The organism is Sphingopyxis sp. CR5 (assembly GCF_059693785.1).
The window spans coordinates 51,320-75,315 of sequence record NZ_JCATIE010000013.1; the positions used below are offsets into that span (position 1 = coordinate 51,320).

At 66.0% G+C, this 23,996-nt stretch carries 21 protein-coding genes and 1 other RNA gene; 3 read left to right on the plus strand and 19 right to left on the minus strand.

From position 1 onward, the window contains the following. Positions 1-102 precede the first annotated feature (102 nt). Positions 103-987, minus strand: coding sequence for a LysR substrate-binding domain-containing protein (locus tag AC58D2_RS17870; RefSeq protein ID WP_497392436.1), 885 nt, complete (start codon positions 985-987; stop codon positions 103-105). A 108-nt stretch (positions 988-1,095) separates the two neighbouring features. Here AC58D2_RS17870 and bla point away from each other — a divergent pair, with 108 nt between their 5' ends. Beyond that, on the plus strand, positions 1,096-2,049 hold the full coding sequence (gene bla, locus AC58D2_RS17875; protein ID WP_497392437.1) for a class A beta-lactamase: 954 nt from the start codon (positions 1,096-1,098) through the stop codon (positions 2,047-2,049). Between the two features lie 3 nt (positions 2,050-2,052). Here bla and alaS read toward each other — a convergent pair whose 3' ends face one another. The 10 genes from alaS to dapA all read right to left on the minus strand — a co-directional run bounded on the left by alaS (position 2,053) and on the right by dapA (position 14,390). Next, complete coding sequence (gene alaS, locus AC58D2_RS17880) at positions 2,053-4,698, minus strand: alanine--tRNA ligase (protein WP_497392438.1); 2,646 nt, start codon at positions 4,696-4,698, stop codon at positions 2,053-2,055. A 71-nt stretch (positions 4,699-4,769) separates the two neighbouring features. Next, the gene (locus AC58D2_RS17885; protein WP_497392439.1) at positions 4,770-5,366 is read right to left on the minus strand and encodes a hypothetical protein; all 597 of its coding nucleotides are present in this window, start codon (positions 5,364-5,366) and stop codon (positions 4,770-4,772) included. Beyond that, positions 5,356-5,982, minus strand: a complete 627-nt coding sequence (locus AC58D2_RS17890) for a glutathione S-transferase family protein (protein WP_497392440.1) — start codon at positions 5,980-5,982, stop codon at positions 5,356-5,358. The genes AC58D2_RS17885 and AC58D2_RS17890 overlap by 11 nt, the downstream gene beginning before the upstream one ends. Before the next feature lie 284 nt (positions 5,983-6,266). Beyond that, complete coding sequence (recA, locus tag AC58D2_RS17895; RefSeq protein ID WP_497392441.1) at positions 6,267-7,346, minus strand: recombinase RecA; 1,080 nt, start codon at positions 7,344-7,346, stop codon at positions 6,267-6,269. A 126-nt stretch (positions 7,347-7,472) separates the two neighbouring features. Beyond that, entirely contained in the window at positions 7,473-7,826 is a 354-nt protein-coding gene (locus AC58D2_RS17900; protein WP_497392442.1) for a response regulator, read from the minus strand. After that, complete coding sequence (locus AC58D2_RS17905; RefSeq protein WP_497392443.1) at positions 7,816-10,203, minus strand: hybrid sensor histidine kinase/response regulator; 2,388 nt, start codon at positions 10,201-10,203, stop codon at positions 7,816-7,818. The genes AC58D2_RS17900 and AC58D2_RS17905 overlap by 11 nt, the downstream gene beginning before the upstream one ends. 90 nt (positions 10,204-10,293) lie before the next feature. After that, positions 10,294-12,354, minus strand: a complete 2,061-nt coding sequence (locus AC58D2_RS17910) for a M13 family metallopeptidase (protein WP_497392444.1) — start codon at positions 12,352-12,354, stop codon at positions 10,294-10,296. Between the two features lie 82 nt (positions 12,355-12,436). Then, the gene (locus AC58D2_RS17915; RefSeq protein ID WP_497392445.1) at positions 12,437-13,021 is read right to left on the minus strand and encodes a DUF2062 domain-containing protein; all 585 of its coding nucleotides are present in this window, start codon (positions 13,019-13,021) and stop codon (positions 12,437-12,439) included. Then, positions 13,018-13,503: an SsrA-binding protein SmpB gene (gene smpB / locus AC58D2_RS17920; protein WP_497392446.1), complete on the minus strand. Its 486-nt coding sequence runs from the start codon at positions 13,501-13,503 to the stop codon at positions 13,018-13,020. The genes AC58D2_RS17915 and smpB overlap by 4 nt, the downstream gene beginning before the upstream one ends. A gap of 11 nt (positions 13,504-13,514) precedes the next feature. Then, positions 13,515-14,390 carry a 4-hydroxy-tetrahydrodipicolinate synthase gene (gene dapA / locus AC58D2_RS17925; RefSeq protein WP_497392447.1) on the minus strand — a complete coding sequence of 292 codons (876 nt, stop codon included), beginning with the start codon at positions 14,388-14,390 and terminating at the stop codon, positions 13,515-13,517. 101 nt (positions 14,391-14,491) lie between these two features. Here dapA and AC58D2_RS17930 point away from each other — a divergent pair, with 101 nt between their 5' ends. Together AC58D2_RS17930 and greB are read left to right on the plus strand one after the other, a co-directional pair. Beyond that, positions 14,492-16,525 carry a lytic transglycosylase domain-containing protein gene (locus tag AC58D2_RS17930; protein ID WP_497392448.1) on the plus strand — a complete coding sequence of 678 codons (2,034 nt, stop codon included), beginning with the start codon at positions 14,492-14,494 and terminating at the stop codon, positions 16,523-16,525. 5 nt (positions 16,526-16,530) lie between these two features. Then, the gene (gene greB / locus AC58D2_RS17935; protein WP_497392449.1) at positions 16,531-17,013 is read left to right on the plus strand and encodes a transcription elongation factor GreB; all 483 of its coding nucleotides are present in this window, start codon (positions 16,531-16,533) and stop codon (positions 17,011-17,013) included. A gap of 4 nt (positions 17,014-17,017) precedes the next feature. Here greB and AC58D2_RS17940 read toward each other — a convergent pair whose 3' ends face one another. The 8 genes from AC58D2_RS17940 to AC58D2_RS17975 form a co-directional block, all read right to left on the minus strand. Beyond that, on the minus strand, positions 17,018-17,173 hold the full coding sequence (locus AC58D2_RS17940; protein WP_497392450.1) for a hypothetical protein: 156 nt from the start codon (positions 17,171-17,173) through the stop codon (positions 17,018-17,020). Positions 17,174-17,248: 75 nt separating this feature from the next. Further along, an RNA gene (gene rnpB, locus AC58D2_RS17945) (RNase P RNA component class A) lies at positions 17,249-17,635 on the minus strand. 326 nt (positions 17,636-17,961) lie between these two features. Next, positions 17,962-18,651, minus strand: coding sequence for an N-acetylmuramoyl-L-alanine amidase (locus AC58D2_RS17950; RefSeq protein ID WP_497392451.1), 690 nt, complete (start codon positions 18,649-18,651; stop codon positions 17,962-17,964). 82 nt (positions 18,652-18,733) lie between these two features. Next, a complete protein-coding gene (locus AC58D2_RS17955; RefSeq protein ID WP_497392452.1) occupies positions 18,734-19,585 on the minus strand; it encodes a CheR family methyltransferase in 852 nt (283 codons plus the stop codon). Further along, the gene (gene cheB, locus AC58D2_RS17960; RefSeq protein ID WP_497392453.1) at positions 19,582-20,691 is read right to left on the minus strand and encodes a chemotaxis-specific protein-glutamate methyltransferase CheB; all 1,110 of its coding nucleotides are present in this window, start codon (positions 20,689-20,691) and stop codon (positions 19,582-19,584) included. The genes AC58D2_RS17955 and cheB overlap by 4 nt, the downstream gene beginning before the upstream one ends. 8 nt (positions 20,692-20,699) lie before the next feature. Continuing rightward, complete coding sequence (locus tag AC58D2_RS17965) at positions 20,700-21,074, minus strand: response regulator (RefSeq protein ID WP_497392454.1); 375 nt, start codon at positions 21,072-21,074, stop codon at positions 20,700-20,702. A 78-nt stretch (positions 21,075-21,152) separates the two neighbouring features. Next, a complete protein-coding gene (locus tag AC58D2_RS17970; RefSeq protein WP_497392455.1) occupies positions 21,153-21,590 on the minus strand; it encodes a chemotaxis protein CheW in 438 nt (145 codons plus the stop codon). Then, positions 21,587-23,986 (minus strand): chemotaxis protein CheA, encoded by a 2,400-nt coding sequence (locus AC58D2_RS17975; RefSeq protein ID WP_497392456.1) that lies wholly within the window; start codon positions 23,984-23,986, stop codon positions 21,587-21,589. The genes AC58D2_RS17970 and AC58D2_RS17975 overlap by 4 nt, the downstream gene beginning before the upstream one ends. Positions 23,987-23,996: the final 10 nt, after the last annotated feature.

Genomic DNA, 23,996 nt, shown 5'->3' on the forward strand with positions numbered 1-23,996 from the left:
AAATGATGTGTGCTCCCACGAAGGCGGGAGCCCATCTCCGGTTGGAGCGAGATTGAACCGGCGGGAGATGGGTCCCCGCCTCCGCGGGGACACACCGCTCGCTCATGTGGCGCGAGTAACCTCATTCACCCGCTCGATCAGCCATTCGGCAAACACCCGCTCCGCCGCACGCTCGGCGCGCGCCAGCGGGCGTGTCAGCCAATAGGCGCCGACATCGACCTCGGCGTCGAACGGTTGTGCCAGCCGCCCGCCCGCAAGCTCGGTTTCGAACATCGCGGACGGCGCGAGCGCGACCCCCTCGCCCAGCAGCGCCGCCTGCACCATGATCGTCGACGTGTCGAACTGCGCCCCGCGCGCGACGACGGGGGCCGTATCCGCGGCCGCGAACCACGCCGGCCAGTCCTGCGCGCGATACGACCGCAGCAGCGGCCAGCGCGCCAGATCGGCCGGATGCTGAAGCGTCGCAGCGATTTGCGGGGTGCACAGCGGCGTCATCGGCGCGTCCATCACGCGCACCGCGTCGACGCTGCGCCACGCGCCGTCGCCGAAGCGGATCGAAAGGTCGAGGCTGTCGGTCGAAGGATCGGGCTTGTTGTTGTTGGTCAGCAGTCGCAGCTCGACATGGGGGTGTCGCCGCCGGAAGTCGGGCAGGTGGCGCATCAGGAAGCCGACCGCAAAGGTGCCGACGACGCCCACGGTCAGCACCTCGCGCGCGATGCCGTGCCGGACGCGGTCGATGCCGTCCTCGATCCGCGCGAGCGCGTCGGCGACGGTGGGGGCAAGCAGCAAGCCTTCGTCGGTCAGTACCAGACCGCGCGAGGTGCGATGGAACAGGCTCTTGCCGAGCCACGCTTCGAGGGCCTTGATCTGGTGGCTCACCGCGGCCTGGGTGACGAACAATTCCTTCGCCGCCTCGGTAAAGCTCGCCTGGCGCGCCGCCGCATCGAATGCACGAAGCAGGTTCAGCGAGATTTCGGTGACCGCCATGCAAGCCCCTTAGAAAATCTAATGATGCTGCTGAACTATCATCGCTTGGCTGCGGTGCCAAATACGGAAAATATCGCTGCCTCGTTCTGGCTCCATGAGGATATCGATATGCCCCTTCCCGCTCTTTCGCGCCGCCGCATCCTTTCGCTCACCCCCGCGGCCGCTCTGGCGGGCTGGACCCTGCTGTCGGGATGCACGCCCGAAGCGGACGGCACGCCCGCACGGAAGCCCGAGGACAAGCCGGACCCGATCGCCTCGAAACTCGCCGCGCTCGAACGGCAGGCCGGTGGCCGCCTCGGCGTCTGTTTCCGCGATGCGGAAAGCGGGCGCACGACCGGCCATCGCGTCGACGAGCGTTTCGCGATGTGCTCGACCTTCAAATGGCCAATGTCGGCGGTGGTCCTGAAAGCCGTCGACGACGGCAAGCTGACGCTGGACCGCCGTGTAGCTTATGGAAAAGACGACCTGATCCCCAATTCGCCCGTCACGAGCAAAAGGGTCGGCGAAGGCGCGATGACGGTCGAGGAACTGATCGAAGCGACGATTACCACCAGCGACAATGCCGCGGCCAATCTGTTGCTGCCTCTCGTCGGCGGTCCCGACGCGGTGACACGGCAGTTTCGCGCCTGGGGCGATCCCGTCACTCGCCTCGACCGTCCCGAACCCGAACTGAACCATGTCGGCCGGGACGAAGAGCGCGACACGACGACCCCCGCGGCGATGGCAGGCCTGCTCGACACCGTGCTGCTCGGAAACGCGCTGTCGCCGATATCGCGCACCCGCCTCGTCGACTGGGGCGTCGCCACGACCACCGGTACCCGCCGCCTGCGCGCCGGCATTCCGGAAAGCTGGCGTTTCGGCCACAAGACCGGGACCGCGACGCCAAAGGGGATGATGAACAAATATAATGACGTCGCGCTCGCCGTCCCGCCACAGGGTGCCCCGCTGCTCATCACTGCCTATTATGAAGGTCCGGTCGCCACGCGGGAGATGCGGCCGCAGGACGAAGCCGTCCTCGCCTCGGTCGCGCGCCTCGCCGTCGAATGGGCGGCGATGCGCTGAGGGTCAGGCGGCAAGCGCCGCCTTGACCGCTGCCACCGCCGCATCGGCGGCCGCGCCGTCGGGGCCGCCGCCCTGCGCCATGTCGGGGCGGCCGCCGCCGCCCTGTCCGCCAAGCGCCGCTACCGCGACCTTGACCAGATCGACTGCGCTCCGCGAGGCAGCCGCATCGCCCGCGACACCGACCGCGACCGACGCGCGGCCGTCGTTGACCGCCACAAGCATCGCGACGCCGCTGCCGATCTGCTTCTTCATATCGTCGACCGCACCGCGCAGACCCTTGGGATCGAGCCCCTCGACGATTTGCGCGAGCAGCTTGGTGCCCCCGACCTCTTCGACCGCAGGGCCGCCGCTCGCCGCGCCGCCGCCCATCGCCAGCGCCTTTTTCGCATCGGCAAGTTCGCGCTCGGCCTTCTTCAGCGCCTCCGCCATCGCGGCGACACGCGTCGGAACCTCGTCGGGCGAGGTCTTGAGTGCCGCCGCCGCCGCCTTCAATGCCTCGTCGCGGCCGAGCAGCCACTGGCGCGCCGCTTCGCCGGTCAGCGCCTCGATACGCCGCACGCCCGAGGAGACCGCGCTTTCGCTGACGATCTTGAACAGCGCGATGTCGCCAAGCGCGCGGACATGCGTGCCGCCGCACAGCTCGACCGAATAGGTCGCGTCGTCGGCCCTGCCCATGCTAAGCACGCGCACCTCATCGCCATATTTCTCCCCGAACAGCGCCATGGCGCCCGCAGCGATCGCATCGTCGGGCGTCATCAACCGCGTGGTGACCGGCTCGTTGGCGCGGATCTGGGCATTTACCTCGGCCTCGATGTCCGCAATCTCCTCGGCACTCAGCGCCTTGGGGTGCGAGAAGTCGAAGCGGAAGCGGTCTTCGGCGACCAGGCTACCCTTCTGCGTCACATGATCGCCCAGCCGGTTGCGCAGCGCCGCATGCAACAGGTGCGTCGCGCTGTGGTTGGCGCGGATGCGGTCGCGGCGCGCGGCGTCGACGCTCAGATGCACCGTGTCGCCGACCTTCAGGCTGCCGCTTTCGATCACGGCCTGATGCGTGTGGAGCCGGCCAAGCGGCTTGCCGGTGTCGCGCACCAACGCCTTCAGCCCCGCCGGCGTCGCGATCATGCCGCTGTCGCCCATCTGACCGCCGCTTTCGCCGTAAAAGGGCGTCTGGTTGGTCAGCACGACGACGTCGTCGCCCGCCTGCGCCGCGTCGACCGGCACGCCATCCTTGACCAGCGCGATCACCTCGCCCTCGCCTTCGGTCGAGGTATAGCCGGTGAATTCGGTGCTGCCCTGCGCCTCGGCGAGGTCGAACCAGATTTCGTCCGACGCCTTTTCGCCGCTGCCCTTCCACGCGGCGCGCGCCGCCGCCTTCTGCTGCGCCATCGCCGCGTCGAACCCAGCGCGATCGACCGTGATGCCCTGTGCGCGCAGCGCATCTTCGGTCAGGTCATAGGGGAAGCCATAGGTGTCGTAGAGCTTGAACGCGACGTCGCCTGGCAGGGTCGCGCCCTCGTCCATCCCACCGGTCGCCTCGTCGAGCAGCCGCAGCCCCTTGTCGAGCGTCTGGCGAAACTTCGTCTCCTCGCGCTCGAGCGTTTCGGCGATCAAGGGCTGGGCGCGGATCAGCTCGGGATAGGCGGCGCCCATCTCGGCGGTCAGCGACGGCAGCAGCCGGTACATCAACGGATCCTTGGCGCCGAGCAGATGGGCGTGGCGCATCGCGCGTCGCATGATCCGCCGCAGCACATAGCCGCGCCCCTCGTTCGACGGCAGGACGCCGTCGGCGATCAGAAAGCTCGATGCGCGCAGATGGTCCGCGATCACCCGGTGGCTCGCCTTGCGCGCCTCGTCGGCGGGAACCCCGGTCAGGTCGACCGATGCGGCGATCAACGCCTTGAACGTGTCGGTGTCGTAATTGTCGTGAACGCCCTGCAGAACCGCCGCGACGCGCTCCAGCCCCATGCCGGTGTCGATGCTCGGCCGCGGCAGGTCGATGCGGTCGCGTCCCGGCTGCTGGTCATACTGCATGAACACCAGGTTCCAGATTTCGACGAAGCGGTCGCCGTCCTCTTCCGCCGATCCCGGCGGGCCGCCCCAGATATGGTCGCCATGATCGTAGAAGATTTCGCTGCACGGCCCGCATGGCCCGGTGTCGCCCATTGACCAGAAATTGTCGCTCGTCGCGATGCGGATGATCCGCTCTTCGGGCAGGCCCGAAATCTTGCGCCACAGATCGAACGCCTCGTCGTCGGTGTGATAGACGGTTGCGGTCAGCTTCTCGGCAGGCAGCCCCCACGTCTTGTGGACGAGCGTCCACGCATGATGGATCGCCTGTTCCTTGAAATAATCGCCGAACGAGAAATTCCCGAGCATTTCAAAGAAGGTATGATGCCGCGCGGTGAAACCGACATTGTCGAGGTCGTTGTGCTTGCCGCCCGCGCGGACGCACTTCTGCGACGAAGCCGCGGTGCTGTACGGCCGCTTTTCGAGCCCGGTGAAGACATTCTTGAACGGCACCATCCCCGCGTTGACGAACATCAGCGTCGGGTCGTTGTGCGGCACCAGCGGCGCCGACGGTTCGATATGATGCCCTTCCCCCGCGAAATAATCGAGGAAGGAGCGGCGAATGTCGTTGGTCGATGTCATGCGCGCGAATTAAGGGCTTTGCCCCCTTCCGACAAGCGGGAAAGGCCCCTCAGGCTTATTGGTGCATGCGATCAGAAGGCGGTGGCGATGCCCTTGCCAAGATAGCAGGGCAATTGGTGCAAGACATCGGCCTTCGGCACCCCATCCTCCATCATGCTGGACGGCACTTCGGACGTGTCGGTCCGCACGACCGTAAAGGGCGCGGCCGGCGTTGCCCGATGGACCACGACATAACCGCAATCCATCGTTCCGTCCGGCCGATCGCCCCGAAAATCAAAGGCGGCGTATATCCCTGGCGGCTGGCCCGCTGGATCGAGATACCATGTCAGGCGCAGGATTCGGATCGTACCGTCGGCCCACAGGCCATCGCGCTTGCGCAGGTCGGCTTCCCAATCGAGGCGTGGGCTCGATATCTGCAGCGACGGACGCAGCATTGCATAAGCGGCCCCATAGTCGCGCCGGGAGAGCGCGAGCGTGTAGGTGGCAAAGCGGTCGATAGCCGCTTCATCGTCGGAAGCTGCGGGTTTGAAGTCCACGCCAGCGGGGGCGACGACCTCACGCTCGACTTCGGGCGCGAGCACCGGCGGCGCGGCGGCGGCCCGCGTCCCCACGGCCAATGCGCACGCAGCGAGCAGGATGCAGCCGCGATACCGGCCTTCAATAGCCATAATAGGCCCCGCCCTTTTCCCGGGCGCGCTGCCAGGCGGGACGCGCGTGGCACATCGTCACGAACGCGGCGAGCTTGGGATAGCGGGGCGCCATGCCCTGCATCACCGCAATCTCGGCCGGAAAGCTGAGCATGATATCCGCGGCCGACAACTCGTCGCCGATGAAATGGCCATCGGGACCGAGCCCGGCCTCCATATAGGCGAAATGCGAATCGAGCTGCTGTGCGATCCGCTCCTCCAGCGGCTCGGCCGCGGCGCCGAGCCGCGCGGTATAGAGGCGCAGCAGGATCGGCGTCATCGCCGAGCCTTCGGCGAAATGCAGCCATTCGAGATGACGGACATGATCATCGGTGCCGCGGGCCGGAACGAGATGCCCGCCGCCGTGGCGTTCGCACAGATATTCGACGATCGCACCCGATTCGATGATCGCGCGGCCCTCGTCTTCGAGCACGGGCGACTTGCCGAGCGGATGAACCGCGAGCAGTTCGGGCGGTGCGAGGTTCGTGGTCGCGTCGCGTTCGTAATATTTTATCTCGTACGCCGCGCCGATTTCCTCGAGCAGCCACAGGATACGCTGCGAACGACTGTTGTTGAGATGGTGGACGATCAGGGTCATGGCGCTCTCCCTCGCAGCGGCCCCGGTGTCGGGCGATCTGGCGATATCGCCGGAGTACCCGACGCAATGCACCGACGCCAATAAAGTTTGGGCGCCACTTCCGAAGAAGGGCGCCCACTGGGTCGACAGCCGCGATCAACGGCGGGCGGGCCGGCCTGCGAGAGGGGTGCAGGCGCAAGGAGCGGAATCGCGCGGGCTTAACATCGCCCGCCGGATTCCATGGCCCGCCGCCGTCGGCCGGCCGGTCGGGAGGGGCATGACCGGCCGGAAGGCGTCAGGGTCGATCAAAGATCGTCATCGTCGTCCGCATCGGGGCCGGTCATCATCTCTTCGGCAACCGCTTCGGTCCGTCCGCGGATCGCCGCCTCGAGACGCTGCATCAACTCGGGATTTTCCATCAGGAAATTCTTCGCATTCTCGCGGCCCTGGCCGATACGAACCGAATCATAGCTGAACCAGGCCCCGGCCTTTTCGACGAGACCGGCCTTGACCCCCAAATCGAGGATTTCGCCGATCTTCGAAATGCCCTGCCCGTACATGATGTCGAATTCGACCTGCTTGAACGGCGGCGCGACCTTGTTCTTGACCACCTTGACGCGCGTCGTGTTGCCGACGATTTCGTCGCGATCCTTGATCTGGCCGGTGCGGCGGATGTCGAGGCGGACCGAGGCGTAGAATTTGAGCGCGTTGCCGCCCGTCGTCGTTTCGGGATTGCCGTACATCACGCCGATCTTCATGCGCAGCTGGTTGATGAAGATCACCATGCAGCGCGAGCGGCTGATCGAACCGGTGAGCTTGCGCAGCGACTGCGACATAAGCCGCGCCTGCAAGCCGACATGGCTGTCGCCCATCTCGCCCTCGATCTCGGCGCGCGGCACGAGCGCGGCGACCGAGTCGACGACGAGCACGTCGATCGCGTTCGAGCGCACGAGCGTATCGACGATCTCGAGCGCCTGTTCCCCGGTGTCCGGCTGCGACACGATCAATTCGTCGATATCGACCCCCAGCTTGCGCGCATAGACGGGATCGAGCGCATGCTCGGCATCGACAAAGGCGGCGGTGCCGCCGGTCTTCTGCGCTTCGGCGATGCAATGCAGCGCCAGCGTGGTCTTGCCCGAGCTTTCGGGTCCATAGATTTCGATGACGCGGCCGCGCGGCAGGCCGCCGACCCCCAAGGCGATGTCGAGACCGAGCGAACCGGTCGAGACCGCCTCGACCTGCATCGCTTCCTTCGAGCCCAATTTCATCACCGAGCCCTTGCCGAAGGCGCGGTCGATCTGCGCCAATGCGGCGTCGAGCGCCTTCTGCCTGTCCGTTCCGTTCACTGATTTCCCCGATTCCACGAGTGACAATTGTCCGGCCATGACCGTCCCTTTCCTGCTTAGAGCGACAGCAGACGCATCGCAACGCCCGGCCCATCCTGTACGGCATTTGTTCTCATGGAACAAGAGGGGAACAGAAAAAAGCGCCGGGCTGCGAGCGATCCGGTTTCAGTCGCGAAAGAAATCGCCGATCGTGGCCTCTATCTCGCTGATCCGGAACGGCTTGGTAACCAGCTTGCGCCCGGCATGAGCGGGCGGAATGACGTCGCCGCCGCCCGATGTGAAGGCAAAAGGAACGCCGCGCGCAGCGAGGGCGTCCGCAGTCACCCACCCCTTTGCCTCGCCCAGATTGATATCGACAAGCGCGCCGGCGATCGCTTCGCGCTCCAGAATCGCGATCGCCTCTTCATTGCTCGTCGCCTGCGCGGGTTCGGGAAATCCGAGCGCATCGAGCATGTCGACGAGCATCATGCCGATCAGCACATCGTCTTCGACCAGCAGGAGACGGCGGTCATTCGGCATGCGCGCGTCCGCGATGCGCCGCATCGTCGAGAGTCGCCGACACGGCCTCGGCAAGTTGCGCGACCGAAAACGGCTTGGGCAGGAAGGCGACATGGTCGATGTCGATCGACTGGCGCAGTTGCTCTTCGGCATAGCCCGACATGAACAGTACGGGCAGGCCCGGCGTTTTTGCACGCATCGCGCGCACCATCGCCGGCCCGTCCATGACCGGCATCACAACGTCGCTGATGACCAGATCGATTGTGTCCATCGTTCCGAACCGTTCGAGTCCCTCTTCACCCTGTTGCGCGGTTACAACCTTGTAACCCGCGCGGACCAGCGCGCGTTCCGCGACCGCGCGAACCATGTCCTCGTCCTCGACAAGCAGCACGGTCCCGGTTCCCCATTGGCTCTTTTTTGGCTTCGCCGCGGGCGTCGGCGTGGCGGGCGCGTCGCCCGCCGCGCGATGGACGGGAAGATAGACGGTGAAGCGCGTACCGTCCCCCGGCTTGCTGTCGGCAAAGATGAAGCCCGCCGACTGCTTCACGATGCCGTAAACCGTCGAAAGTCCGAGCCCCGTCCCCTTGCCCACGTCCTTGGTCGTGAAGAAGGGTTCGAAGATCTTGGGCAGGACATCCGCGGGAATGCCGACCCCGGTGTCGCTGATCCGCAGCGCGCTGTAATCGGCCGGCGGCATGATCTCGCTGCCCATCGCCCGCACCTCGGCCGCCGAAACCGGATAGGTTTCGATGGTCAGCGTTCCGCCGCCAGGCATCGCGTCTCGCGCATTGACCGCAAGGTTGATGATCACCTGTTCGAGCTGGACGGGGTCGGCACGGACCGCGCCAAGTCCGCGGCCATGATGCACCGCGAGCTGCACCGTATCGCCCATCAACCGCTTCAGCAGGTGCGACACCTCCGAAATCACGTCCGGAAGCTGCAATATCTGGGGTCGCAGCGTCTGTTGCCGCGAAAATGCGAGCAATTGCCGCGTCAGACTCGCCGCGCGATTGGCGTTGCTGCGGATCTGCTGGATATCGTCATAATCGCTGTCGCCGGGGGTGTGGCGCATCAGCATCAGGTCGCAGCTGCCGAGCACCGCGGTCAATATATTGTTGAAATCGTGGGCGACGCCGCCGGCCAGCTGGCCGACCGCCTGCATCTTCGATTGCTGAGCCACCTGCCGCTTCAGACGCGATTCCTCGCTCGAATCCTTGAGGCTGAGGAGCACCGCCGCCTCGCCCAGCCCGCGCACGCCCACGACGCGCATCGACACGGGCTCGTCGCCCTGCCCGGCCAGCCGGATCGACAGGTCACCGCCCACCTGCTGCCCGCTGCTGTGGCGGCGGATCATGTCGGCAAGGGGGCCTTTATCCTCGCCGACCACCAGGTCCCCGGGATAGCGCGGCATGCGTCCGTCCGCGACCCCCGCCGCGCGCGTGAAGGCACGGTTCATATAGAGAAAGCGACCGTCGCGATCGACCATCGCGAGCCCGAAGGGGAGTAGCGACAACAGGGTTTCGACATAGCTTTGCGCCGTGCCCCGGTCGGCCGGGCCGATCTCCTCGTCGATCAGCGCCAGCAGCATCGGACCGCCGGCATCGGCGGAGGCCAGTGGAATCTGGAGCAACCGCACCGGCGTCGCCCGGTCGCCTTCCCGCGCAAAATACAGTGCGCCGCTATCGTCGAGGCGCAACATCTGCGCCGCGTCGCGCCCGGCATAGTGCGCCTGGTCGGCCTCGCCGAGCGCGCGAAGCAGAAACGCCTGATTGGCCACGCGCAGCCGGCCTTCGGCGCTGACGAGGGCTGCCATAATTCCGGCCTGTCCCAGCGTGCGACCCGCCGGTCCGTCGAGATGCCGGACGATCTCGGTGGCGAGGTCGATCCGTTCCTGCGCCGCGAATCGCCAGACCAGATAATCTTCGGCCTGACCGGTGCGCGTCACGTGCGCGCGCAACCGCAGGGGGCCGATCGCAAGGTCCTCGGCGACCCCCTCGCCATCGCGCCAGGCCCCGCGCCCGGCATTTTTGAGCCGATCCGCTCCCTGGCCGTCGAAGGGCAGTCCCGGGGGCGTGACGAAGCCGCCCATCCATGTCGCGAACAAGTCATTGGCGCACACCAGCCGCCCGGCGCGGTCGGTAACCGCGATCGCGACATCGTCGTGCGCGACCGCCTGGCGCAGCATCGTCCAGTCGGGCGCCGCGGTCTCGCCCGCGGCGGTAGCGGGAAACAGGCGCCGGACAAGCAGGAGGCCGGCGACGGCCAGCGCCAGCCCGGCGATGAAGCCGCCGGCCAACAGTATGTCGCGCGTCGTCCAAAAGAGCAGCGCCACCGACACCGCAGCGAGGCCGCCGATCAACGCGAGGTCGGTGCGCGAGAGTCCCGCGGAAACCGGCATCGGACCGGCCGACCCCGCCGCCGCTCTGCCGATAGGATCGTCAGCGGAAGGCAGGGTCGTCGCGGCCAATGATGGGATTCCCTTTAGGCGTTACCAGATACGGACGCGATCCTCGGGCTTCAGATAAAGCTTCTGGCCGTCCTTGACGGCGAATGCCTTATACCAAGGATCGAGGTTACGCGAGATCCAAGTCCGCTGAATCGAGGGTGAATGCGGATCGGTCGTGATGCGCTGCGACAAATTCTGCTCGCGATAGTTGCGCCGCCACACCTGCGCCCAGCCCAGGAAAAAGCGTTGGTCGCCGGTCGTTCCGTCGATGACCGGCGCCTCCTTGCCGCCCAGCGAAGCCTTATAGGCGTCATAGGCGATGTTGAGACCGCCAAGGTCGCCGATGTTCTCACCCAGGGTGAACGTGCCGTCGAGATGCTCGCCGGGCAGCACTTCATAGGCATCATATTGTGCGACAAGCGCCTTGCCAGCGTCCTCGAATGCCTTGACGTCGGCGGGGGTCCACCAGTCGGCAAGCTTGCCCGTCTCGTCATATTTCGATCCCTGATCGTCGAAATGGTGGCTCGTTTCGTGGCCGATCACCGCGCCGATACCGCCATAGTTGATCGCCGGATCGGCGTTCGGGTCGAAGAAGGGGGGTTGCAGAATCGCAGCCGGGAAGACGATCTCGTTCATGCTGAAATTGGCATAGGCATTGACCGTCATCGGGGTCATTCCCCATTCCCACCGGCGAATCGGTCCCCCGAGGCGACTGATGTTGTCGTCGTGCGCGAACTGGTTCGACCGCAGCGCGTTGCCGAACAGGTCGTCGGACTTGATGACCAGCGAGCTGTAATCCTTCCACCGGTCGGGATAACCGATCTTGACCGTGAAATTGGCGAGCTTCTTCTTTGCCTTCACCTTGGTTTCCGGCTGCATCCAGGTCAGCTTGTCGATCCGGTGACCCAGCGCGGTCAGCACGTTCTGGACCAGCTCCTCCATCGCCGCCTTGGTTTCAGGCGGGAAATATTTGGCGACATAGTCCTTGCCAACCGCTTCGCCCATATTGCCGGTGGTGAAATCGACCGCGCGCTTCCAGCGCTCCTGCATTTCGGGCGTGCCCGACAGGGCGGTGCCGTAAAAGGCGAAACTTTCCTTTGCCACCGCATCGGGCAGCACGTCGGAAAAGCCGTCGAGGCTGCGCACGATCAGCGCGTCGCGGATCACGCCGATCGGCGCGGCGGCGATGATCTTCGCCTCGCCGGTGAAGGCGGTGGGCTGGGCGACGAGCACCGAATCCTCGTGGACCCCGACGCCGTGGATGAAGGTTGCCCAGTCGAATCCCGGTGCCGCCTCCTGAAGCGCGGCGATCGTCATCTTGTTATAGGTCTTCGTCGCGTCGCTGCTGTCGTTCTTGTCCCAGTGGACCGTCGCGATCGACTTTTCGAGGTCATAGATCGCCTGCGCGCGCGCCGCGGCGTTCGTCTCGCCCGCGAGAGTCAGAATATTCTGCAGATGCTGGAGATAGGCCGCCTGCAGCTTCTCGTTCCGCTCGCCCGGCTTCAGGTAGAAGTCGCGATCGGGCATGCCGATCCCGCCCTGGTAGAGCGAATAGATATAGACCTCGGGATTTTTGTCGTCCTGGCCGACATAGCCGCCAAAGAAATGCGACACGCCGTTGCGATCGGCCTCGGCGAGCAGCGCGGCGAGGCCCGCCTTGTCGACGGCGCGGATCTTGTTCAGCCACGGTTCGATCGGTGCGAGGCCCTTCGCCTCGACCGTCCGTGCATCGAGGAACGAGGCATAGGCGCGGCCGATCATGCTGCCGGGGTCGCCTTTCGCGGTCTCCAGGATTTCCTGCGTGCGCTTTTGCGACAGGTCGGCCAGAGCGGTGAACATGCCGTAATTCGACTTGTCGGCCGGGATCGGGGTATTCTTTGCCCAGGTGCCGTTGGCATAGGCGTAAAAGTCGTTGCCGGGCAGCACGGTGCGGTCCATCCCCGTGGCATCGAAGCCAAAGCTGCCGATTTCGGGTGCGTCGGTCGAAGCGGTCGCAGCCGTTTCCTCCCGGGCTGCGAGCGGCGAGGACGCCACGGAGCCGAGAAGCATGGCGCCAAGCGCCGCCGTCGCCAGCAGGCGCGAATATTTGGTCGGACGAGTCATGAAATTCCCCAGTTCGAATGGATGGCGCTGCCTTCAGGAGGCCGGCGCGATGGGGATAGCTATAATCGGGTGGCCGCGCCGTTCAACCGGCGGGCGTGTCGCTTGTCGATGACTCAAGTCGTTGGTCGCCCCGCGCGCGGCGCTTGCGGCGCCACTTGTCGCCGATGAACCAGCGCCAGCCGAAGGCCGTGACGACATAGAGGACCGACGCCGTCACGACGCCAAGGACGATCAGGCCAAAGGCGGTGATCGACGCGGCGCCGGTCAGCCATTGCATCATGTTGCCGACATCGGTGGTCCGCACCGCGGTGCCGATGGGACGGCCATAGGTCATCGCATCGACGCGCAGGATGAAGCTGCCGATCTCGTACGCGGCGATCCAGACCAGCGGCGTGGTCAGCGGATTGGTGATGAAGGTCGTGAGCGCGGCGACGGGGACATTGGCGCGAAAGGGCAGCGCAAGGATGGCCGCGAACAGGATTTGCGCAAAGGGAATGATGATCCCGACCAGCGCGCCCAAAGCCACCCCGCGCGGCACCGACCGACGCGTGAAGCGCCACAGTTCGGGCCGCAGCACACGGTGGGCAAAGGGCCGGATCCAGCGACTCTTCGCCATATCCTCGCGGCGCGGCAGGTTGCGCGCGACCCATTGCCCGATGCGGCTCATCCGCGTTCTTTCAGAAGCCGCTGCTTGTCGCGCTTCCAGTCGCGTTCCTTGATCGTTTCGCGCTTGTCGTGCGCCTTCTTGCCCTTGGCGAGCGCGAGTTCGACCTTTGCCCGGCCACGGCCATTGAAATAGACCGACAGCGGGACCAGCGTCATCCCCTGCCGCGCGACCGCGGCGTGGAGCTTGTTGATCTCGCGCGCATTGAGCAACAGTTTGCGCGGTCGGCGGGGTTCGTGGTTGAAACGGTTTCCATGGCTGAATTCGGGAATGTTGGCGTTGACGAGCCACACTTCGCCGCCCGCAACCTCGGCATAGCTCTCGGCGATCGTTCCCTCGCCGAAGCGCAGCGACTTCACCTCGGTTCCTTGCAGCGCGATGCCCGCCTCGAACACCTGTTCGATGCTGTAATCGAAGCGCGCGCGCCGGTTTTCGGCGACGACCTTCTTCTTGTCGAATTCGGCGGCGGACTGCGGACGGGCCATTGCGAAGGTACCTAGAGAACTCCAGCCGCGACCAGCGCGGCATCGACGGCGGCGCGCGATGCTTCGGACGCCGGAATGATAGGTAGGCGCACTTCGGGCGAAAACCAGTCGTGCACGCGCGACAACGCATATTTGGCGGGTCCGGGCGACGCGTCGGAGAACATCGCCTTGTGCAGAGCGAACAGCCGGTCGTGAAGCGCCAGCGCGCGATCCCACGACCCTGCGGCACAGGCGGCTGCGAAATCGGCGCAGAGCCGCGGCGCAACATTGGCGCTGACCGAGATGCAGCCCGCCCCGCCCATAACCGCATGCGGCAGCCACAAATCGTCATTGCCCGAAAGCTGGCAGAAGTCGCGCCCCGCCCCGGCACGATGGACGGTCACCCGCGCGAGGTCGCCGCTTGCGTCCTTCACCGCAACCACGCTCGGAATCTCGGCGAGCTGGCACATCGTTTCCGCGGCGATATCGGTGACGGTGCGGCCGGGGACGTTGTAGACCACGATCGGAAGGTCGCTTGCGTCGGCGAGCGCACGAAAATGTGCGAGCAGCCCCTCCTGCGTCGGCCGGTTGTAATAGGGTGCGACGATCAGCGCCGCATCGGCGCCCGCGGCTTGCGCGTGGCGCATGTGGCGGATCGCGGTCGCGGTGTCGTTCGAGCCGCATCCGGCGATCACCGGCACGCGCCCCGCCGCGGCCTCGATGCAGCAATCGATCACCTGATAATGTTCGTCGAAACTCAACGTCGGGCTCTCGCCGGTCGTCCCGCACGGCACGAGCGCTTTCGAACCCTCGTTCACCTGCCAGTCGACCAGCCGGGCGAAGGCGGCAGCGTCGAACGCCCCGTCGCGAAACGGCGTCACCAAGGCGGGAATCGAGCCCGAAAACATGTAGCGCTCCTTTACAAATTTCAGCCGGTATCCGATAGAAACGGCCGGCGCGCCGCCTAATGGACGCCTATTCAGCGCGCTGCAAGGAGTTTGCCATTATCATGCCGGGCATGATCCGATTGTCCTCCATTTCCCGTCTCGCCCTTGCTGCCGCCCTGCTGATGCCGGGCATCGCCTCGGCGAGCGAGCTCACTCCCGAACAAATGGCCTGGTACCGCGCCCAGATGGGGCTGGCGACGGCCTCGGCGACGCCGCCCACCGCAACCAACACCGTCGGCGACGCGCTGATCGAATGGCGCCGGCTGACGCAGGACGACAATGCCTCCTTCGATCGGCTGTCGCGCTTCTTGATGGCGAACAAGGGTTGGCCCGACGCGGAAAAGATGCGCGTCCGGGCCGAAAAGGCGATCGCGATCGACAGCTACGACCCGGCGCGGACCCTCGCCTATTTCACGGCCTATCCGCCGAAGACGCCCAGCGGCCAGCTTCGCATGGCCCTGGCCCTCAACGCGTCGGGACGCCGCGACGAAGCCAATGCCGCAGTGCGCCGCGCGTGGGTCGGCGGACCGCTGAGCGAGGACGAGATCAGCCGCGTCCTGTCCTTCTTCCCAGGCGCGCTGACCCTCGCCGACCATGATGCGCGGATGGACAAGCTGCTCTGGTCGAACGACATGGGCGCGGCGGCGCGCCAACTCGGCTTCACCTCACCCGGCAAGCGCGCGATATTTGCCGCCCGGCTTGCCATGCGAAACGGCGCCGTCGACGCCGCGATGCAGGCCGCCGCGGTGGAAGCCGCCAACCCCTCGATCACGCGCACGGACCCCGGCTACATCACCGCGAAGGCAACCTGGCTGCGCAAGTCGGGCCGCGTCGGCGAAGCCCGCGCGCTGCTCGCCGCGCCGCGCCAGTTGGCAAGCGCCCCGCTCGATGCCGAGGAGTGGCTCGAAACGCTGCTGACCAATGCCCGTCTCGCCGACCAGGCGGGCGACAAGCTCACCGCCTATAATATCGCGAGCAAGCTCGACGACGCGCTGCCACCGGGCACCGTCGTTCGGGAAACGCCGCTCGGCGTGCGCGACGATTACACCTCGCTCGCCTGGCTCGCGGGCCAGCTCGCATTCCACGACCTCGGTCGCCCCGCGGACGCCTCGCGACTGTTCCGCGCTTATGGCGACGCGGCACGCTCGGCGCAGACGCGAACGAAGGGCTATTATTGGGCCGGGCGCGCGGCGCTCGCGGCCGGCGACCAGCCGACCGCAAACGCCGAATTCGCCGACGCGGCCCAGCATTACGACCAATTCTATGGCCAGCTCTCGCTCGAGCGGCTGCACCGCCAGCAGCCCAAGCCAATCGCCGAACCGACGATCCAGGTGACGGCGGCCGAACGGACGGCCTTCGAGGACGACCGCCTTGTGCGCGCGGCGCGGGCGCTCGGTGAAATCGGCGCATGGCGGGAGCAGTCGCTGTTCCTGCGCGCGTTGGCCCAGGAAGCGATGACCCCCGCCGACCATGTCCTCGCAGGGCAGCTTGCCAAGCAGATCGGCCGCCCCGACCTGGGCGTGATGATCGGTCGCAGCGCGCAGGCGAACAGCCTCGACGCCGTCGAGGTATCGGGCTTCCCCACCGTACGCGTCCCCGCGGGGCACGAGAATAACTGGACCTTCATCCACGCGATCAGCCGCCAAGAGAGTCAGTTCGACCGCCAGGCGATCAGCCACGCCGGTGCGCGGGGGATGATGCAGTTGATGCCGGGCACCGCGCGCGAAGTCGCCGGCAAGCTGGGTCTCAGCTACGATTCGTCGGCGCTGACCAGCGACAGCAGCTACAATATGACGCTCGGCTCGACCTATTTCATGCAGATGCTGCGCTATTTCGGTGGCAGCTATCCGCTCGCCGTTGCGGCCTATAACGCCGGGCCCGGCAATGTGAACAAATGGCTTCGGGCGAACGGCGACCCGCGCACGAGCGGGGTCGACATGGTGGACTGGATCGAAGCAATCCCGATTTTCGAAACGAAAAACTACGTCCAGCGGGTGCTCGAAAACGCCGTCGTCTACGATACGCTGCGCGAAGACGAGAGACCGCTGCCCGACGCGCCGCTCAGCTTTTACCTCGGCAAGCCCAATCCGGGCTGAAGGCTATGGCGGGGAACAGGCCGAACATCATTAGCCCGGCGGGGTTCGCCGCGCTGCGCGCCGAATATGATACGCTGCTCGGCGATGAACGCCCCAAGCTGGTCGAGGTGATCAGCTGGGCGGCGGGCAACGGCGACCGCAGCGAGAATGGCGACTATATCTATGGCCGCAAACGACTGCGTGAAATCGACCGGCGGCTCGGCTTTCTCGCGCGGCGGATGAAGGCGGCCCGGGTCGTCGATCCCGCCGAACAGCCCGACAAAAGCCGGATATGGTTCGGCGCAACGGTCGAACTCGCCGATGAGGACGATGCGCGCCGCACGGTCACGCTGGTCGGCGACGACGAGGCCGATGCGGGCGCCGGCCGGATCGGATGGAACAGCCCGCTTGCGCGGGCGCTGCGCGGCGCCGCGGTCGGCGACTTGCGCACCGTGACCCTGCCCGGCGGACCCAAGGAATGGGAAGTCGTCGCGATCCGTTATCCCTGACCGCTTATGGCTGCATCAGCGCAGGGATTACCCACACGATCGACAATATGATCACCGCTAGCACCAGCGAAATGCCGAGGACGTAGCGAACGCCCTGCCCCTTGATGCCGCTGGACGCTTCTTCGTCGGTGACTTCGACATGGTCTTCGACGATTTTCATCGCTGTCTCCCTTTCGTCTGCTTCCAATGGCAACGCGCCGTCCGCGCGGGCAGTTCCGCATCGGGGCGGGAGAGAAAAACCAGAGGGTCTGTAAGCCGGGTTCTGTCCACCCCGTTGCCGGGGATGGGCGATCATTCCTCTAGGCGCGCGGTTGCCCGAACGCTCAAGCAGTCAACCCGGACGGCGGGGCCGGAACCAGCCCTGAGTTGCCTCTTGCCATCCCTATTCGACCTTGCTCCCGGTGGGGTTTGCCGTGCCGCGTCCGTTACCGTCCGCGCGGTGCGCTCTTACCGCACCCTTTCACCTTTCGCCGGGCCGAAGCCTTTGGCGGTCTGCTCTCTGTGGCACTTTCCCTGATCCCCTCACGGGGACCGCCGGACGTTATCCGGCACCGTGGTTTCCGTGGAGCCCGGACTTTCCTCCCCCGCGCTTACGCGCGGCGGCGATCGCCCGACCCTCTGGCTGCCACTACTATAGCGCGAACGAGCGCCGATTGCGAGCGATTGCGCGAAGGGCGGAAATGGGGTGGGAAGCGGCCATTGCCAACTTTTGTCATCCCCGCGAAAGCGGGGATCCAGGGTTGCGCAACTCCGCCCTGGGTTCCCGCTTTCGCGGGAACGACAAAGTTGAAGATGTGGATTGTCGACTTCCGGTCGTTCACTGATATTCGTCATCCCGGACTTGATCCGGGATCCATAGCAGCGCCGAAGTCATGGACCCCGGATCAAGTCCGGGGTGACGAGAAGAGGAAGGGTCGCTTTCGGTCGTCTCCGGTCACTCCCAGCCGGTCAATCACCCTCGGGCTGCGGCAGCAGCAGTGCGAGCAGGATCGCGCGGCATTCGCCGTCGATCGTTCCGTCGATCAGTTCGGGGCGAAAACGGCGCTGGAACGCGACCGTCGCGGCGAAACCATCGGTCACGTCATAGCCGAACCGTTCGAGCGCGAGCAGGAATCCGGCGTCGGTCCACAACGGATCGGTCAGCTTCTTCGTCGGACGCGGCAGTGCCAGTCGGCGGCGGGCGAGTTCGCCCCACGGGAACAGTTCGCCGGGGTCCTGCTTGCGCGCCGGGGCGATATCCGAATGGCCGACGATGTTGCCGCGGGTGATCGCGTAGCGGTCCTTGATCAGATGGACGAGCCGGACGACCGAGGCGACCTGTTCCGCCGGAAAGGGAACATACCCCCATTCGTGGCCCGGGTTGACGATCTCGATCCCGACACTTGCGGAATTGACGTCCCCGATCCCGCGCCAGTGCGATTTGCCCGCGTGCCAGGCGCGCTTGTCTTCGGGCACCATATGGGTGATCTGGCCATCTTCGCTGACGACATAATGGGCCGACACTTTTGCTGCCGGATCGGCGAGTCGGTCGATCGCTTCGGCCCCCGTCTTCATGCCGGTATAATGCAGCACGATCATCGAGATAGGCAGCAAACGCTCATCGAAATTGGGAGACCAGCGTTCGATAAAATCGCTCATGCGTCTCGCTGTCCATCCTTGCTGCGGCCCCGGGCGCCCGGCCCTTCGCTCCGCTTGCGACAGCGGCGGACAAATTGCAAGGTCAGGCGGCGTAGCGTGTCCGCTGGTCGGCGGGCTCGTACAGACCGCGCAAGCGCTGGCTGGCAACGAACTGGTCGGTCTGGCCGAGCACCGTTTCCCCGGCGCCAAGGACCAGGAAACTTTGCGGTGCCGCGGCGGCACGCAGCCGGGCAAACGCCTTTTCGCGCATCGGCTTCGCAAAGTAGAGCAGCAGGTTGCGGCAGAAGACCAGGTCGGCGGGCGCGGCAAGCGGCGGACGGTCGACAAGCATGTTCTGGACCGAAAAATCGACGCGGCGGCGCAGGTCGGCCTTGGCGAGCCAGCCCGCGTCGGTCTGGTCGAACCAGTTGACCATCCGCTGCACCGGCAGGCCTCGCTGGATTTCAAACTGCGAATAGAGGCCGATCCGCGCGCGCGATATGGCATGATAGCTGACGTCGGTTCCGACGATCTGGATCGTCCAGCCCGCCCATGTCCCTGCCTGTTCTGCCAGCAGCATCGCCAGCGAATAGGCTTCCTGACCCGTGGACACGCCGCAATGCCAGATGGTCAGGCGGCGCGAGGCGGCATTGGCCCGGCGAACATGGTCGAGCGCCTTGGTCGCGATATCGTCGAACACGCTGTGTTCGCGATAGAAAAACGTCTCGTTGTTCAACATCGCGTCGACCGTGTCGTCGAGCAATTGCCGGCTCGTAGATGTCACGAGCGCCGCAACCAGCGCGTCGAGATCGCCGATGCCGTGCCGTTGCATCACGGGCTTCAGCGACATTTCGATCCGCCAGATGCGGCTTGGCGACAGCGTCTGGCCGGTGCGCGATTCGAGCACGCCCATCAGCACGCGATACGCCGAATCGCTTCCGCCTCCGCCCATCATCGCCCGCGGCTCCCGCGAAACGTCCCAAGCATCAGCGCGATGGCGTCCGGGTTCAGCGTCGCGGCCGCGATACCCGCTTTGCTGACGGCGCCGGGCATACCCCAGATCACACAGCTTTCGGGCGCCTGGGCAAAGACGGTGCCGCCTTCGGCCTTCAGTCGGGCGGCGCCCTGCGCGCCGTCGCGTCCCATGCCGCTCAGGATCACCGCGACCCCGCCCTTGCCATAGAAGGAGGCGACCGAATCGAGCATCGGATCGGCCGACGGGCAGCAGCCGTTGGCGACCGGTCGCCGATCCAGTGCAATCTCCGCGCCGTGCGCGCCCGCGACGACAAGCAGGTGCGCGTCGCCGGGCGCCAGATAGATATGGTCGGGCTGAATCCTCGTCCCGGCTTCGGCCACCAGGACGCGCCGCGCGGTCATCGTCGCGATCTGGCGGGCGTAAAATTCCATGAAGGCGTCGGGCAAATGCTGGGTGAGCAGGATGGGCGCGGTCACCCGGGGGTCCAGATGCGCCAGGAAGTTGGAAAAGGCCGGGATGCCACCGGTCGACGCGGCGACCGCGATGCAGTCGACCGACTGGACTGCGTCGACCGTGGCCGGCGACGGCGATGTCACCTGCGGCAGCGCGCACAATATGGGCAGCGGCACCTGTTGCTGTCCCAGGGTCAGGATTCGGTCGGTCAGCACTTCGGCGAAGCGCCCCGAAAAACTGCCCCGTCCGGGCTTGGCAAGTGTATCGCTCGCCCCGAGCGCCAGCGCGTCGATCGCCGCCGGGCCGCCCTCGACGCAGTTCGACGAAAGGATCAGGACGCGAGCGCCCTGCGCGCGTTCCAGGATATGCGGCAGCGCGTCGATGCCGTTCATGCCCGGCATTTCGATATCGAGTACCACGACGTCGACCGGCTCGCACGCAAGATAGGCGAGGGCCTCGCGGGCCGACGCAACCGAGGCGCATATCTTGAGCTCGGGTCGCTGCTCGACGATCCGTTCAAGGATGCTCCGCACGACGAGGCTGTCGTCGACGAGCATGACCCGCACGCTGCGCGGGGAGGCGACCTCGGTCGCCGCGGCGGGGTCTGGCAGGTCGGGCTGGTAGCGGGTCACCGTCTTCCTCAGGCGACGCCGACGAGCTGGAGCTTTCCTTCGAGCGTTTCGCGGTCGAACGGCTTCATCACATATTCGTCGGCGCCCGCCTCGATGGCGGCGCGGATATGGTCGATGCTGTTCTCCGTCGTGCAAAAGACCACGCGCGGCCGCTCCTCAAGACCATAGTCCAGATCGTTGAAAGCGCCCAGAAATTCCATTCCGCTCATCACGGGCATATTCCAGTCGAGCAAGATCACGTCGGGACGATTGGCGCGGCAGAAGCTCAGCGCTTCCTGGCCGTCCGCGGCCTCCTCGACCGCAAAAGCCATGCTTTCAAGAATATGGCGCGCGACTTTGCGAATGACTTTGCTGTCGTCGACGACCAGGCAAGATTTCGACATATATATCCCTCCGACCCCCCCGAGGTTCGCGCCGTGGTAACCCAAAGGAGTGTCCAGCCCGTTAATAACCCATAGGTTTCATGCTGCGTGCGCGACCGGCTGCACGATCAGTTCGGCAGGATCGACCACCAGCAGCGAAGCGCCCCGATGCTCGATCACCGCGTCGGCGACGCGCGCCCATCCCGGCAGCAGCTTTCCCGCGATGCGCCGTTCGGGAGCATCGATGAAACACACATCCTCGATCTCGTCGGCCAGCAGCGCATAGCCGTGTCCCGCGACATCGACGACGATCACCCGCTGTCCTTCGACCACCGGTACCGGGGGCAGGCCGACGACGACATGAGGATCGATCAGCGTCAGCACGCGGCTGCGAAGCGCGAACAGTCCGGCGACATAGGGCGGCGCCGCCGGCACGCGTACCGGCGTTCCGACCGTGACCACCGAGTTGATCGCGCGGCTGCGCAGCGCGACGCGCGTGTCGGCAATTCGCGCGACGAGATAAAGATTGTCCATCATGCCGCCCCTTTCGTGAGTCGCGCGTGCAACGCTTCGAGCAGCGCCTGCCGATCGTAGCGATAGACGGTCTCGTCCTCCGGACCGGCCGCCGCGAGCGAGGCGCGCAACCGGATCATCGGAACGTCGCCGTCGATACGGCATTGGGCCGGATCGTCGGCCAGACAGAGCAGGACGTCGGGACGCTCGGCATGCGCGTCATCGGCGCCCGCGACGCGATATCCGGCCTGTCGCAGTAGCGGCGCGAGGAAATTATTGCCCCAACCGTCCTCGTCGCCAGCCAGGCTGCACAGCGGCTGGCGTTGCGGGACCGCCGCAATCGACGTCGCGGGATCGCAACGCTCCATCAGCCAGAAGGGATCGATCAGCTCGACCGGATCGCCCCCGACCAGCACCACGCCGGCAATCAGGCCCGGCGTCGCAGCGGGCTGGATCGCGTCGGGAAGGCGCACGATGTCGATCACCGCGTCGATCGGATAGCAGAGGATCGAACGCCCGTCGTACAGCCGGAGCAATTTGACCGCCGCGTCGGTTTCGGGCAGGCGCGCCGCGTGCACCGGGAATATCCGTTCGCCGATCTGCGCCCGCACCGCACCCCCGCTTTCGAACAGCGCCGCAGCCGGAACCTCCTCGACGCGCTCGATCACCGACAACCGGATGCCGCGAAGGCGCTGGTCGGTGTCGCGGAACAACAGAAGTTGCGCCATTTCGCGGACCTCGTCCTCGGGGGCGCCGGGGCCGTCGCCCTCGCTGCGCTCCACGTCCGACGCATCGATCGCGGCCGCCGCCATGACGCCCTGCACATCGAGCAGCAGCACGGGCTGCCCGCTGTCGGGAAGCGTCGTCCCGGCATAGAGCCCGGTCGCCATGATGGGAGGGGCGGCGGGCTTGATGACCAGTTCTTCATGGTCGTGGATTGCCGCGACGCTGATCGCATAGCTCTGGCCCTGTCCCGGCCGGACGATCACCACGGCACGCTCGTCGGCATCCTCGTCCTCCCCGGCCTCGCAATCGAGGATCGCCTCAAGCCGTAGCAGCGGGAATTGTTCGCCGCGCACGGTGACGAGTTCGCCGCCGCCGACGCGGTCGATGCGGACGCTGTCGCTGTTTTCGAGCAGGATTTCGCGCACGGCGCCACGCGGAATCGCGAAATACTGCCCCGCCGCACGAACCATCAGCCCGGAAATGATCGTCAGCGTCATCGGCATCCGCAGCACGATCGACAGGCCGCGCCCCTCCTCGTTGCGCAGTTCGACGATGCCGCCGATCTTTTCCAGATTGGCCTTGACGATGTCCATGCCGACGCCGCGCCCCGACACCGAGGTGACCTTTGCCGCGGTCGAAAAGCCGGGACGGAAGATCAGCTCGAGCTTCTGTTTGGGCGTCAAGGCGCGCGCCTCGGCCGCGGATACCAGGCGCGAGGCGACCGCCTTTGCGACCAGCGCGTCCGGCGAGAGGCCGCGCCCGTCGTCGCGCACCTCGATCTCGATCTGGTTACCCGACTGGCGCGCCAGCACCGTCAGGTGGGCGGTGACGCCCTTTCCCGCCGCGACCCGCTGATCGAGCGGCTCGATCCCGTGGTCGATCGCGTTCCGGACGATATGAATCAGCGGATCGCGAATATTCTCCATCATCTCGCGATCGAGTTCGACCTCGCCGCCGCTGGTCGTGAACTGCACCTTCTTGCCAAGATCCTGTGCCAGGTCGCGCACGATGCGCGGCAGCGGCGCGAACAGCTTGTCGATCCGCTGCATCCGCATCTGGCTGACCGACTGGCGCATCGCCGCAATCGAATCGGACAGGCGGTCGAAGGCGGCGGCGACCGACGCGTCGACACCGCTCGCGCGCAGCATCCGGCCGAATTCGTTGCGCGCCAGGACGATGTCGGTAACCCCCGTCATCACGCTGTCGAGCAGCGGCAGCGGTACCCGGATCGAACGCCAGGCCTGAAGGTCGAGCGACAAATCCTCTTCCTCGAAGCGGTCCGGTTCCCGGTCCGACGGGACCGGCCGCGTCGACGCCGGCGTCTCTCCGGTCCCGGCGAGCGCGTCGATGATCGCGCTGTCGTCGCCTTGCGGTTCGACATCGCTCTTCCCGAGTGCGGCGCAAAGCTCCTGCAGCCGATCCACGACGCCAAGTACCGCGGTCACCAGCGCCGCATCCGCGGCGCGATGCCCGCGCCGCACCTGGTCGAGCGCATCCTCGGCGGCATGGGCAAGCGCGGTGATGCGCGGCAGCGAGAGGAAGCCCGAACTGCCCTTGATGGTGTGGACCGAACGAAAGATCGCATCGAGCCGCTCGCGGTCGGCGGGATCGCCCTCCCAGGCGACGAGCGCACCGCTCGCTTCGGCAAGGATTTCCGCCGTTTCGGCAAGAAAGTCGTTCAGCAGATCGTCCATCGCGGTAACC